11 protein-coding genes are annotated in these 12,937 nt (G+C 48.4%); 8 read left to right on the forward strand and 3 right to left on the reverse strand.

The features are described 5' to 3' along the window. Position 1 precedes the first annotated feature (1 nt). The 5 genes from mutL (at position 2) to BUC22_RS15185 (ending at position 6,515) form a co-directional block, all read left to right on the forward strand. Positions 2-1,951, forward strand: coding sequence for a DNA mismatch repair endonuclease MutL (gene mutL / locus BUC22_RS15165; RefSeq protein ID WP_013380959.1), 1,950 nt, complete (start codon positions 2-4; stop codon positions 1,949-1,951). Further along, positions 1,952-2,887 (forward strand): tRNA (adenosine(37)-N6)-dimethylallyltransferase MiaA, encoded by a 936-nt coding sequence (gene miaA, locus BUC22_RS15170; RefSeq protein ID WP_013380958.1) that lies wholly within the window; start codon positions 1,952-1,954, stop codon positions 2,885-2,887. It abuts the gene before it with no gap. Positions 2,888-2,983: 96 nt separating this feature from the next. After that, positions 2,984-3,502: a peptide-methionine (S)-S-oxide reductase MsrA gene (gene msrA / locus BUC22_RS15175; protein WP_050814109.1), complete on the forward strand. Its 519-nt coding sequence runs from the start codon at positions 2,984-2,986 to the stop codon at positions 3,500-3,502. 193 nt (positions 3,503-3,695) lie between these two features. After that, positions 3,696-5,060 (forward strand): Trk system potassium transporter TrkA, encoded by a 1,365-nt coding sequence (trkA, locus tag BUC22_RS15180; protein WP_013380955.1) that lies wholly within the window; start codon positions 3,696-3,698, stop codon positions 5,058-5,060. 9 nt (positions 5,061-5,069) lie between these two features. Beyond that, positions 5,070-6,515, forward strand: coding sequence for a TrkH family potassium uptake protein (locus tag BUC22_RS15185; RefSeq protein WP_013380954.1), 1,446 nt, complete (start codon positions 5,070-5,072; stop codon positions 6,513-6,515). A 77-nt stretch (positions 6,516-6,592) separates the two neighbouring features. Here the strand turns inward: BUC22_RS15185 and BUC22_RS15190 are convergent, their stop codons facing one another. Both BUC22_RS15190 and BUC22_RS15195 read right to left on the reverse strand, forming a co-directional pair. Continuing rightward, positions 6,593-7,402 (reverse strand): family 1 encapsulin nanocompartment shell protein, encoded by an 810-nt coding sequence (locus tag BUC22_RS15190; RefSeq protein ID WP_013380953.1) that lies wholly within the window; start codon positions 7,400-7,402, stop codon positions 6,593-6,595. Positions 7,403-7,414: 12 nt separating this feature from the next. Next, positions 7,415-7,777, reverse strand: a complete 363-nt coding sequence (locus BUC22_RS15195; protein ID WP_013380952.1) for a demethoxyubiquinone hydroxylase family protein — start codon at positions 7,775-7,777, stop codon at positions 7,415-7,417. Between the two features lie 172 nt (positions 7,778-7,949). Here BUC22_RS15195 and BUC22_RS15200 point away from each other — a divergent pair, with 172 nt between their 5' ends. The 3 genes from BUC22_RS15200 (at position 7,950) to BUC22_RS15215 (ending at position 12,014) form a co-directional block, all read left to right on the forward strand. Further along, on the forward strand, positions 7,950-9,731 hold the full coding sequence (locus BUC22_RS15200) for an ABC transporter ATP-binding protein (RefSeq protein ID WP_013380950.1): 1,782 nt from the start codon (positions 7,950-7,952) through the stop codon (positions 9,729-9,731). Between the two features lie 77 nt (positions 9,732-9,808). After that, positions 9,809-11,131, forward strand: coding sequence for a methionine gamma-lyase family protein (locus BUC22_RS15205; protein ID WP_041690267.1), 1,323 nt, complete (start codon positions 9,809-9,811; stop codon positions 11,129-11,131). Then, entirely contained in the window at positions 11,121-12,014 is an 894-nt protein-coding gene (locus tag BUC22_RS15215) for a methyltransferase domain-containing protein (RefSeq protein WP_013380948.1), read from the forward strand. Before BUC22_RS15205 ends, BUC22_RS15215 begins: the two co-directional genes overlap by 11 nt. 24 nt (positions 12,015-12,038) lie before the next feature. Here BUC22_RS15215 and BUC22_RS15220 read toward each other — a convergent pair whose 3' ends face one another. Next, the gene (locus BUC22_RS15220) at positions 12,039-12,851 is read right to left on the reverse strand and encodes an MBL fold metallo-hydrolase (protein ID WP_041690265.1); all 813 of its coding nucleotides are present in this window, start codon (positions 12,849-12,851) and stop codon (positions 12,039-12,041) included. Positions 12,852-12,937: the final 86 nt, after the last annotated feature.

The raw sequence follows: 12,937 nt of genomic DNA on the forward strand, positions 1-12,937 counted from the left end.
CATGAAAATAAAAATGCTCAATAATGAGACCATTAACAAGATCGCGGCCGGGGAAGTGATCGTCAGGCCCGTATCGGTTATTAAGGAGCTGGTGGAAAACGCCATCGACGCTGATTCCACCCGCGTTTCCGTAGCGGTGGAGAAGGGCGGAAAAACCAGTATCTGCGTGACGGACAACGGTGTTGGTATTGCCTATAATGAGGTGCCTCTGGCCTTTAAACGTCACGCGACCAGCAAAATATTAAAGATTGAGGACCTCGAAAGCATTGATACCCTTGGCTTCAGGGGCGAGGCGCTCTCCAGTATTTCGGCCATTTCGCGGGTTCGGATCACCACGAAAACCGCGGAGGAGGAAATCGGCAGCCAAAGCTTTTTTGAGGGCGGAGCTTTCATTAACCAGCGTGTCTGCACCTATGACCGCGGAACTGAGATTATGGTGACAGACCTCTTTTATAACACGCCTGCCCGCCAGAAGCATCTGCAAAAGGATAAAAACGAGGAAAAGCTGATCAGGGATATTTTGGAAAAGCTTTCGCTTTCACACCCAGAGATAAGCTTTACCTATATCAGCGACGGACGCGAGGTATTTAAAACGCTGGGCACTGGAAATCTGAAGGATGTGATCGAGAGCCTGTATGGACGGGACTTTTTTAAAGGGCTCCGGGAGCTGAATGTGGAAAATTCGCCCATGCGCCTGAGGGGCTATATCAGCGACCTTACCCTGACACGTTCTACCAGAGAAGAACAGATTTTCTTTATCAATAACCGTTTTGTGAAAAACAAGAGTCTTTCGCGGGCCTTTGAGGACGCTTATGAGGGTTATATGATGGTGCACAAGCACCCGGTCGGCATTGTGTTTATGGATCTGCCCGGCCGCATGCTGGATGTCAATATTCATCCGGCAAAAACAGAAATCCAGATTCTCAATGAAAGTCTGGTCTCCATTCTGTTTAAGCAGGGGATACGGGATTGTCTGAAAGCGCAGAATCTGGTGGTGGATGTGAGCGATGTGACCGCAGCGACGGAACTGCCTGAGGAGACCGCCCGGACAAAGCTTGTGGAGGAGCCAGTCAGCTTTCTGTCAGGAGAGAGCAAAAACTTTACCCCGGTCGATGAAACAAGTAAGGCACAGGAACATCGCCCGCCCGTGCCTCAGCTGCCAAAAACCAAAGCGGTCCGGCAGGGAGCTGTAAGGGAGGAAGCAGAGAGACAGACGCAGAAAGTGCCGGCGGTTGAAAAAATGGAGGCGCGTACCCCTGAGCCGGACGTCCCAGAGCCGCTCCCGGTGTTTACCGAGACCCAGTCCACAGCGGATGAGACGCCAAGGGTTGCCGAGCCTGCCCCAGAATACCCGCGTCGAAAAGGGCCGGATTTCAAAAACGCAAAAATTATCGGTCAGCTTTTCTCGACCTATATTCTGCTTGAAAAGGGCGATGAGATTATTATGCTTGATCAGCACGCAGCCCATGAGGCCTTTTTATACCAGGAGCTGAAGGAGCGCTTTGACCAGAAGTCCGATTTTCCGGCCCAGAGCCTCATGGTCCCCCAGCCTGTGGAGATCTCCGTGCGGGAGGCGGACCATTTTGATGAGCTGCAGCCTGAGCTCATGCGCTATGGATTTGACTGTGACCTTTTTGGCGAAAATACACTTATGGTCCGCAGTGTGCCTATTATTTTGGGAGAACCCCAGGATGTATCGCTTTTAAAAGCGTTCATTGAGGGCCGCGTCTATGAGGACGTTTCGGACCCAAGAAATCTTATTGAGCGCATTATTACCATGTCCTGCAAAGGGGCTGTAAAAGGGCATCAGGAGCTTTCGCGGGAAGAAATCGAGACGCTGCTTGACGGAATGAGCCGTCTGGACAATCCCTATACCTGCCCCCATGGCCGGCCGATTATCCTGAAGCTGCGTGAGTATGAGCTTAAAAAATTATTTAAACGGGTGGTATAAATGACAAAACCAAAGATTGCCGTGCTGGTGGGACCCACCGCCTGCGGAAAAACAGACACAGCGGTCGAGCTGGCTAAAAAGCTTGACGGCGAAATCATCTCTGCGGATTCGATGCAGATTTATCGTCAGATGACCATTGGCACCGCCAAACCTACTCAGGGAGAAATGCAGGGTATTCCACACCATCTCATCGACTGTGTGGACCCGGATGAAGAGTACAGTGTCGCGCGGTTTAAGGAGGAAGCCCTCAGGAGAATCGAAGATATTTTATTCCGAGGCAGACAGCCAATCGTGGCAGGAGGAACGGGATTATACATCAATGGGCTTACGATGCCCTGGGGTTTTCGCGAAAAAGATACAGATGAAAAGGTACGGGAGCGTCTGGCGCGGGAGGTGGAGGAGATGGGCAGGGAGGCGTTTTATGAACGCCTGAAAGCTGTCGACCCCGTCACAGCAGCGGCCCTGCACCCCAACAATGTCAAGCGTATGATCCGCGCCTATGAAATTTACGAGGTAACCGGAAAGCCTAAATCCTGTCTGGACATGGAAGCTGCCAAAGAGGAGCTGCCCTACGATTATGTATTGATGGGAATATCCATGGAACGCCCGTTGCTCTACGAGCGTATCAACCGGCGGATTGATCTCATGGTGAGGGATGGGCTGATAGACGAGGTGAAGTCCCTTTTAGACCAGGGCTATACCGAGGAGCTCCTTTCCATGAAAGCCATTGGCTATAAAGAGATTTTCCCTTATCTTAAGGGAGAAATGTCCCTTGAGGAGGCTTTGCATATCCTGAAACGGGATACCCGCCACTTTGCCAAACGCCAACTGACGTGGTTTAGAAAGGACCAGCGTATCCGCTGGTTTGAGGTGGAAAACTACGACACAAGGGTGGATATGGCAGAGGACATGAGCGTTTATTTCTCAGTACACTGAAACACGCTTCACTTATCTTTAAGGAATGTTTGGTATCCTTAACTCAGGGTATATGAGATGATACAATGATGAAAGGAGTGAACAGTGATGAAAAAACTGAGAACAATATATCTGGCCGGCGGATGCTTCTGGGGCCTGGAAAAATTCATGGAAAATATTACCGGCGTGGTGGAAACCCGTGTGGGCTATGCCAACGGCAACAAGGAAAAACCTACTTATAAAGAGGTCTGCACTGGCCGTACCGGCTTTGCGGAGACCGTAAAGGTCGTCTATGACCCTGGCGTTATCAGCCTGGAGGCTTTGCTGATTGCTTTTTACAATGTCATAGATCCCACCAGTGTTAACCGACAGGGTCCTGATGTGGGCTCACAATACCGCAGCGGCATCTATTATACCAATTCAGATGATTTACCTGTTATTGAGCATGTGACAACCATGACCTTCCGCAGGCTCGGAGGCCGTAAGCCACTCGCGACAGAAATCAAACCTCTGAGAAACTTTTATGACGCCGAGGAATACCACCAGAAATATTTGGATAAAAATCCCGGTGGCTACTGCCATATCCCAGAATGGAAAATGGGATATTCACAGGATCGGGAGCTTCGGGCTTCTTAAAAAATACAGAAAGACAGTGAGAACATGGTTTTCACTGTCTTTTTTAGTGGCAGGCTTTTTTCGGATCATCATTAAAAAAGTAGTAGCTGTCAATACCTTGTTTATTTTTTGTTTTGTGTTAAGATAGTATAAAGAAAATTGAAAATCATATAAAGATTGCATAAAAATAACGTAAAAATGACGGAGGAATGGAATGAAAATTGTCGTTGTGGGAAATGGTAAAGTCGGCACCACACTGACGGTTCAGCTAGCAAGAGAAGGACACGATATTATTATCGTCGACAACGATGAACGGGTTATTGAGAATGTTGTCAATGCCTATGATGTGATGGGAATTTGTGGCAACGGTGGTTCTTACGATGTATTGCAGCAGGCGGGGGTGGCAACGGCCGATCTTTTTATAGCCGTAACCTCCGGCGATGAGATGAATATTTTAAGCTGCATGCTGGCCAAAAAAATGGGCGCGAAGCACACCATCGCGAGAGTCCGTAATCCACAGTACACAAAGCTGCTGGTTTACATGAGGGACGAGCTGGGCCTCAGTATGTCCATTAATCCGGAATTTGAGGCGGCCAATGAAATTTTTCGTGTCTTAAGGCTGCCGCAGGCTCTGGAGGTTGACTCCTTTTCAAAGGGCAGAGTAGATTTGGTCGCAGTGAGGATTCAGCCAAACTCAAAGCTGAACGGAAAGGCCATTGCTGAGCTTTCGAACTTTTTTAAGGCCAATATCCTGATCTGCGCGGTTGAGCGCAAGGGTGAGGTGATCATACCGGACGGCGATTTTGTCATGCAGTGCGGTGATAAAATTTTTATTTCTGCAACCTCTAAAGAGCTGGATCGCTTTTTTAGAGAAACGGGCATTATCAGCCATAAAATCCGCAAGGTGATGATCATCGGCGGTGGAAAAATTGCCTATTATCTGGCCAGACAGCTCATAAGCCTGAAGGTCAATGTCAAGATTATCGAGCTGAATAAGCAGAGGAGCCGGGAGCTCAGTGAGCTCTTGCCAAAGGCGACCGTGGTCTATGGAGACGGGACAGACCAGGCGGTTTTAACCGAGGAGGGGATCCGCAATGTGGACGCCTGTGTGGCGCTGACCGATAACGACGAGGAAAACATTATTCTTTCCATGTACGCAGGCACCCAGAAGGTTGAAAAGATTATTACCAAGGTCAACCGGATTCCGCTGCTCAAGATTATGCAGGATGTGGGGATCGAGAGTGTTATCTCGCCTAAAATGCTGACGGCCAACCATATTGTCCGCTATGTAAGGGCCATGGAGACCACAGAGGATAACAGTATCCGTACCCTGTATAAAATTGTCGACGGGCAGGCCGAGGCCATCGAATTTCCGGTAACACGGGATTCGGGCTTTGTGGGCCACCCTCTTCGCGAGCTCAATATCCGTAAAAACAACCTGATTGCCTGTATTATCCGAAAGGGGCGCATTATTTTTCCGAACGGTGATGCTGTCATGGAAACGGGGGATAATGTGGTGGTGGTCACCACGACACAGAGCCTGAAGCATCTTAAGGACATACTGGACAGCAGGGAATAGGACGGCAATATGAATTATCGAATGGTTTTTTACGTCATTGGGAATATGATGAAGAGCGAGGCGGCGCTGATGCTGCTGGCAATCATTGTGGCGCTTGTCTACGGAGAGGCCGACACCATTGTCTGGTTTGTTATTCCCATGTTCATACTGGTATCCCTTGGCTTTATACTCAGCAATAAAATGCCGGAATACCGGAATTTTTATGCCCGAGAGGGGTTTGTGGTGGTGGCGCTTTCATGGCTTGTCATGTCCTTTTTTGGTGGGCTGCCATTCTTTTTAAGCGGCCAGATCCCCTCGCTGGTCGACAGCTTTTTTGAAGCAGTTTCGGGTTTTACCACAACCGGCTCCACCATTTTGACGAACATAGAGGCCCTGCCCAACAGCATGCTGTTCTGGCGCAGCTTTACCCACTGGATCGGCGGCATGGGGATACTGGTTTTTGTCCTGACCATCATGCCGAAAACAGAAGGGAATTCCATCTATCTCATGCGGGCGGAAATGCCCGGCACCTCTGTGGAAAAGCTGGTTTCCAAGGTGCGTCCGACAGTGCGGATTCTGTATGGGATTTATCTGGGAATGACAATCCTGCTGATCATTTTGCTGGTTATCGGGGGTATGCCACTGTTCGACAGCATTATCAACGCTATGGGGACAGCCGGTACAGGCGGATATTCTTTAAAGAATGACAGCATTGCCTATTACAACAGCGCTTATATTGATGTGGTCCTGACAATTTTTATGCTCATGTTCGCTGTGAATTTTAATCTTTACCATCTGGTGTTCATTAAAAAGGGAAAAGACTTTTTCAAAAGCGAGGAGCTTCGCTGGTTTATTGGCATTGTGGCAGTGGCCATTGCGCTGATTACCATTGATCTTCTGCCGCAGTATGGAAACCGTGTTTTGGAGACGCTGAGGTATTCATCCTTTCAGGTTGCCTCTATTATCACAACGACGGGCTTCGCCACGACCAATTTTGACTTGTGGCCGAGCTTTTCAAAATATATTCTGCTTTTCCTGATGTTTGTCGGCGCCTGCGCCGGTTCCACCGGCGGTGGGATCAAGGTTTCGCGCTGGCTGATTATTGTTAAGACAGCGGCCAATGAGCTTAAAAAAATGATCCGTCCCCGCCAGGTCACAACAGTCAAATTTGAGGACAAGCCTCTGGGAGCGCAGGTGGTTGCCAGTGTTTACACCTATCTGGCTGTTTATATTCTGATCTTTGCGGCTTCGTTGCTGGTGCTTTCCCTTGACCAGTATGATTTTCTGACAAACTTTTCAGCGGTAGCGACCTGTATTAATAATGTCGGCCCGGGCTTTAACGCCATTGGGCCCATTGAGAATTTTTCGGATTTTTCAGTGGTATCCAAGCTGGTGCTCTGTTTTAACATGCTGGCTGGACGCCTTGAAATCTTTCCGATTTTAATGCTGTTTGCACCACACACATGGAAAAACTAAAAACAAATAAAAAGCATGGACTTGGGGGAGTCCATGCTTTTTTAATCTTTAAGGGAAAGTAGTATGCTAAATTTAAGTTATTCGAAAACGACAATGGCTTCTCCGTTTTTAACACGGAGCGCAACAGTTTCGAGAATTCTGAAATGATGATTCAAGTCAACCAGCTCGAGATAGGATGCGGCCATATCCTGACCAACGGCCAGATCCATGTACTGTGCTTCGGAGCAGACCAGAAGGGCCTTGCCTGCCAGTGTGTTGCTCTTGAATACACGTCCTCCTAACAGCTCGCGGATACGGTCAATTTCCATCATTCCGGTACCTGGCTGGATACGCTGCAGCTGGTAATACAGGTCTGGACCCATAGCCAGAGAATAACGGCCGATGATGCCTTTTTCATCTAAAAGGGCAGCAGCGGCAGCAATGTTTGAAAAGGCATTTTCGCCGGTTCCCCAGTCTTCACGCTTCATGGTGGTAATGCCCTGAGCGTTTAAAAGACCTTCCAGGCCTAAGGCTTTGTTGCCAAAGAAAATCATTTTGTCTTCAGCTTTGGCTAAAGCCTGTGCGGCTCTGGAGACAGCGGACAGATCAATGGGAGTACCCATTCTCTGGCTGGCTTCCAGATCGCGCCATAAAATCATAAAATCGGCGTAGAGCTGCGGCAGCTCAACAAATTTTCTGCCAGTAGTACGCACAAAGTCATCTTCAAATTCTTCTTCTTTTGTTTGGGCATCAACATTAACACCCTGTATTCCGGCGCCTAAAGGGCCGTAAAGCGGTAAAAAGCGGCGGCCGACAATACATTTCTTGGCGGCTTCCACTACAGTGCTGTCAATCTGTTCCCAAAGGTCATCTCCGAAGGGAGCAGTTGTTCTTGCTAAATAATCCATGTAAAACGCCTCCTACTCAATGAGACTGCCGATGGTAGCACCTTCAGGGGACTGAGCGTCGCTGCTTCCGGTTGCGATGCCTAATTCTTCCATCATTTCATGTACTTCTTCGGCACCATCTTCAAAAAGTTTTGCTTCTTCAGGGTCTAAGTAACGCATCAGAGTGGTTAATTCTCCAATGTGGGCTTTTTCTTCATCACGAATATCGGCCAGTACTTTCTTGGCAACGACATTGTCAGTTGCCTGTACATGGGCGTCATATAAATAAATGGCTTCCAGTTCTCCTGCGAGATCAAGACGGATAGCCTGCGCTAATTCCTTCTTGGTCATTTTTCTTTCTACGTTTCCTGCAAACGGATCTCCAAATGCTGGCATAATCTGTTCACTCCTTTCAATTTATCTGCAATGATATATACCCTCTCTTATTTAAGAATAACCATTTATCAAAAAAGTTTTTTGTGTTATAATCAGGTTGTTGTTAATTTGAAAATTCCAACGGCTCTGACAGCCTTTGGAATTTTTTAATGCTGGAGTGGAGGGAGAATCTATGGAAGAGACAAGACAAATAAGCACAGGATACCTGATCAAAAGGTTTGCGCCTTATTTTAAGAAGTACCGCTGGGTGCTGGTGCTGGACCTTTTCTGCGCAGCGCTGACGACGATCTGTGAGCTGGTGCTGCCGCTGATCGTGCGTTTTATTACCGACAAGGGCATGAACGATATGGCCAGCCTGTCCGTCAAGCTCATTCTATATGTGGGGCTTTTTTATCTGATTTTGAGGCTGATTGACGCGGCTGCCAACTATTTTATGGCGAACATTGGACATGTGATGGGCGCGAGGATCGAGACGGATATGCGGCGGGATTTGTTTGAGCACCTTCAGAAGCTCTCCTTTTCCTATTACAGCAATACAAAGGTGGGTCAGATTATGGCCAGGATTACCAGCGATTTGTTTGACGTGACAGAGTTTGCCCATCACTGTCCCGAGGAATTTTTTATCGCCGCCCTGAAAATTACCGTATCTTTCGTGATTTTAGCCAATGTGAATGTCACACTCACCCTGATTATTTTTGCGGTCATTCCCATTATGCTGCTGTGCTCCATCTGGTTTAATAAACGGATGCGCCGGGCCTTTAAAATGGGCCGTGTGGTCACTGGCGATATCAACGCGCAGGTAGAGGACAGCCTGCTGGGAGTGAGGGTCGTTAAATCCTTTGCCAATGAAGCCATTGAAGAAGAAAAATTTAATGAGGGCAACGCGGGATTTCTGAACATTAAAAAAATGATGTACCGCTATATGGCCGGGTTCCAGACCATGACCCGTCTGTTTGACGGGGTGATGTATATTGTGGTCGTTGTAGCTGGTTCATTGTTTATGATCGGCGGAAAGATTACGCCGGGTGACCTGATGGCTTATCTGCTCTACGTCACGACACTGCTCACCTCAATCCGCCGGGTTGTTGAATTTACCGAGCAGTTTCAGCGGGGCATGACGGGTATCGAGCGCTTTATCGAGATTATGGACGAGCCTTTGGAAATTGTGGACACACCGGGCGCCAAAAAGCTGAAAAATGTAAAAGGCGATATCCGGTTTGACCATGTCGGTTTTATGTATTCCGACGATCATACCGAGGTGCTGTCCAACATTGACCTGCATGTGGAGCCGGGAAAAAACATTGCCCTGATCGGCCCCTCTGGCAGCGGAAAGAGTACGCTTTGTAACCTGATCCCACGTTTTTATGATGTGACCTCTGGTCGGATTCTCATTGACGGGCAGGACATTAAAGATTTAACCCTGCATTCGCTGCGTTCTGAAATCGGTATGGTACAGCAGGAGGTCTACCTCTTTGCGGGCTCGGTCTTTGAGAATATTGCGTACGGTCTGCCCGGGGCGGACAAAGACGCGGTGGAGACAGCAGCAAAACAGGCGGGCGCCCACGATTTTATCATGGGCCTGCCTGAGGGCTACGATACCTATGTTGGCGAGCGCGGCGTTAAGCTTTCCGGTGGTCAGAAGCAGCGTATCAGCATCGCGCGGGTCTTTTTGAAAAATCCGCCGATCCTGATTCTTGATGAGGCCACCTCGGCGCTGGATAATGAAAGCGAGCGGATTGTGCAGCAATCCCTTGAAAAACTGACCGTCGGCCGTACCACCTTTACCATCGCCCACCGCCTGACCACCATTCGAAATGCCGATATTATTCTGGTGCTCACAGAGGATGGCATTGTAGAGCAGGGAACCCACAGGGAGCTGATGGCAAGGGGCGGTATTTATCACGACCTTTATCAGCTTTATACAGAAGACAGCGATCTCAATGAAGAATTCTAAAAGGGACTACACAAAAAACTAAAAATATGTTAGACTGAACTGAGAATTTGGTTCAGAGTACAAGAATGAAGGAAAATATGGAGAACACGAAAAACGCTTATTTAAAAGAAGAATTTAATATTTCAAAGGATGTTATCTGTTTTGTCGATCAGGTGGAGGCAGAGATAGAACCGCGCCTTGCAGAGCTCGACGAAAAGGCAGAGTACCACCAGTATAAGGTGATCAGGGCAATGCAGCGCGCAAACCTGAGCGACCGCCACTTCCATCCGGCCACAGGCTATGGTTATGACGATGTGGGCCGCGAGGTGGTGGAAACCATTTACGCTGATATCTTTGGCGCGGAGGACGCGCTGGTGAGGCCCCATATTTCATCGGGCACCCATGCCATTTCGCTGTGCCTTTACGGTGTCCTGCGGCCAGGGGATGAGCTTTTATCCATTACAGGAAGCCCCTATGATACCCTGCGCACCGTTATCGGCATTGAGGAAGCGGACGCCGGAAATGGTACCCTTAAGGATTTTGGGGTAAACTACAAGCAGATTGAGCTGACAGAGGATGGAAAAATCGACGAGGAAAAAGTTCTGTCCAGTATCCATGAAAACACAAAAATGATCTACATGCAGCGCTCAACCGGATACAGCTGGCGCAAGGCCCTTAAGATTTCGGATATGGCGGAAATTATCGCGAAGATAAAGGCCGTTAAACCGGATGTGGTGGTGTTTGTGGATAACTGCTACGGCGAATTTCTCGATTATAAAGAGCCTGTGGCCGTGGGCGCAGATCTCATGGCCGGATCGCTCATCAAAAACCCGGGCGGCGGACTGGCTCCGACTGGCGGCTATGTTGCGGGGAAAGAAAAGTATGTCTATATGGCGGCCTGCCGTCTGGCGGCGCCGGGTGTCGCCAAGGAAACAGGCGCTACGCTGGATATTAACCGCACTCTGCTCCAGGGACTTTTTCTGGCGCCGACAGTAGTCGCGCAGGCCATAAAAACCGCTGTGCTCATGGCGGCGGTCTATGATAAGCTTGGCTTTGGGGTCTGCCCAGGGGTAGGAGATTACCGCAGCGATATCATCCAGAGCATCAAGCTTTGTGACCCCGGGGCTGTTAAGGTATTCTGCCGCGCGGTCCAGGAGGCTGCGCCGGTGGATTCCTTTGTGACGCCAGAGCCCTGGGATATGCCGGGCTATAACTGCCCGATTATCATGGCAGCCGGCGCTTTTATTCAGGGCTCGTCCATTGAGCTCAGCGCTGACGCCCCCATGCGCGAACCATACATCGCTTATTTTCAGGGCGGGCTCACCCATTATCATGGAAAGCTCGGTCTGCTGCTTACTCTGCAGCGCTTGATGGAAGCAGGAATTATTAAAAATTTACAGGAGGTCGGATATGATCAATAAAGATAAAATAGAACGCATTAATTTTTTAGCCAGAAAGAAAAAGGCCGAAGGCCTGACTGCAGAAGAGCTGGAAGAACAACAGAGCCTGCGCGCCGAATATCTGGAAGCGGTCCGGGCAAATTTGAAAAGCCAACTGGACAGCATTGAAATCATGAGTCCGGATTATGAAGAAAGCTATACCGAGGAAGATAAGACACATATCGCGGAGATGAATGAAAAGCTGGCGGTTGAATATGAGGACGCTAAACGTAAAGAGAGAATGTCCGTTACCGAAGCGGGCAACCCAAGAAAACCCCAGGGCGAGGCGGGTAAAATGATGATTGAGCGTATGAATGAAAGCCATGCTGAAATGACGGCCTGGGCGCTCGATAAACTGAACTTAAAGCCCACCGATAAGGTGCTTGACGTTGGCTGCGGCGGCGGAGCGGCACTGAAACGTCTCTCAGGACGTATTGACGGCGGTAAGCTCTATGGTATTGACTATTCAGAAGTATCGGTTGAGGCCTCAAAGGAACTGAATAAGGCGGATATTGAAAGCGGAAAAATGGAAATCCATCAGGGCTCTGTCTCTAAAATGCCCTTTGAAGATAATCTGTTTGACGCTATCATCACAGTAGAAAGCTACTACTTCTGGCCAGACCTTGAGGAAGATATGCGTGAGGTTTTCCGTGTCCTTAAAGAGGGTGGCACCTTTATGCTGATTGCAGAAATGTATTTAAATGACGATCTGGATGAACATCACATTGAAATGGCCAGGAAATTTGAGCTGCGGAACCTGACAGTTGACGAGTTTAAGGCACTTTTTGAAAAGACAGGCTATAAAGAAACAAAGATCCATTTAAAGGATGGAAAATACTGGATTTGTGTAGAAGGCAAAAAATAAGAAGAGCGGCGTCTGCCGCTTTTCTTATTTTAATTTAATAATGTCAAGATCCTCCGGAACATAGATTTTCCCTTTGAAATATTGCTTTCCCTCGGCCTTATAGCGTTTCTTTCGGTTTAGCAGGTTTTTTTCCTCGGTATGCCAGAGAACCAGATTGGCAATTTTCATCTCCTCGGCCAGCTCACAGGCCTCCCGGACCGTGCTGTGGTGCTTTTCATAGGGGTCAAAAATATCCCGTTCACTGTAAAGGCAGAAAGCCTCACTGAGCAGCCAGTCTGTATCCAGAACGTATTTTTTGCAGAGCGGATTGAAGGGTTCATCGCCAAGGCAGGTCAGCTTTTGCCCGTTTCTCAGCATGATGGTAAAGCCGAACTGCTTAAGCTTGGTGGAGTGGATGTCAAAAAAGGTGACATAATAATCAAGGATTTTTTCGGTCTGCCCGTCTTGAACCGGGACCAGAAGGATACGGCTGCCAAAAAGGGCTGTGAGCTTTTTCTGAAGGGTCAGGTCGCAGATGGTCACTACGGTTTTAATGAGCGCATCGTGACAGTAAATTTTAAAGGTGCCCTTATATTTTTGATCCAGCATCATCGAGGCGATTTGCCGTATGAGCCAAACCACGCCAAGCACATGGTCGGTATGACCATGAGTGATAAAGAGATGGTGAATATGCGCGGGGTTGACCGATGCTTTTTTCAATTGCCTGAGAATACCGTTTCCGCCTCCGGCGTCCACCATAAAATATTCTTTTCCATTTTTAATCGCGAAGCAGGTATTATAATACTCGGTCACCATGGCATTTCCAGTGCCGAGGACAATCAGTTTTTCTGTTTTCATATCGTCACTTCCTTTTAAATTTTCCTTAACCAGTTTATCATAGAAGTTTTTTTTCATCAATTGGGACTTTACCTTACTCTCAACAA

Origin of the sequence: Eubacterium callanderi (assembly GCF_900142645.1) — a bacterium.
Taxonomy (GTDB): domain Bacteria; phylum Bacillota; class Clostridia; order Eubacteriales; family Eubacteriaceae; genus Eubacterium; species Eubacterium callanderi.

What these genes read in the sequence shown, in the direction of transcription:
- BUC22_RS15215 (WP_013380948.1), top strand. Translation starts at nt 11,121, where the DNA reads ATGATCAATAAAGATAAAATAGAACGCATTAATTTTTTAGCCAGAAAG.
- BUC22_RS15205 (WP_041690267.1), top strand. Translation starts at nt 9,809, where the DNA reads ATGGAGAACACGAAAAACGCTTATTTAAAAGAAGAATTTAATATTTCA.
- miaA (WP_013380958.1), top strand. Translation starts at nt 1,952, where the DNA reads ATGACAAAACCAAAGATTGCCGTGCTGGTGGGACCCACCGCCTGCGGA.
- mutL (WP_013380959.1), top strand. Translation starts at nt 2, where the DNA reads ATGAAAATAAAAATGCTCAATAATGAGACCATTAACAAGATCGCGGCC.
- trkA (WP_013380955.1), top strand. Translation starts at nt 3,696, where the DNA reads ATGAAAATTGTCGTTGTGGGAAATGGTAAAGTCGGCACCACACTGACG.
- BUC22_RS15185 (WP_013380954.1), top strand. Translation starts at nt 5,070, where the DNA reads ATGAATTATCGAATGGTTTTTTACGTCATTGGGAATATGATGAAGAGC.
- BUC22_RS15200 (WP_013380950.1), top strand. Translation starts at nt 7,950, where the DNA reads ATGGAAGAGACAAGACAAATAAGCACAGGATACCTGATCAAAAGGTTT.
- BUC22_RS15195 (WP_013380952.1), bottom strand. Translation starts at nt 7,777, where the DNA reads ATGCCAGCATTTGGAGATCCGTTTGCAGGAAACGTAGAAAGAAAAATG.
- BUC22_RS15220 (WP_041690265.1), bottom strand. Translation starts at nt 12,851, where the DNA reads ATGAAAACAGAAAAACTGATTGTCCTCGGCACTGGAAATGCCATGGTG.
- BUC22_RS15190 (WP_013380953.1), bottom strand. Translation starts at nt 7,402, where the DNA reads ATGGATTATTTAGCAAGAACAACTGCTCCCTTCGGAGATGACCTTTGG.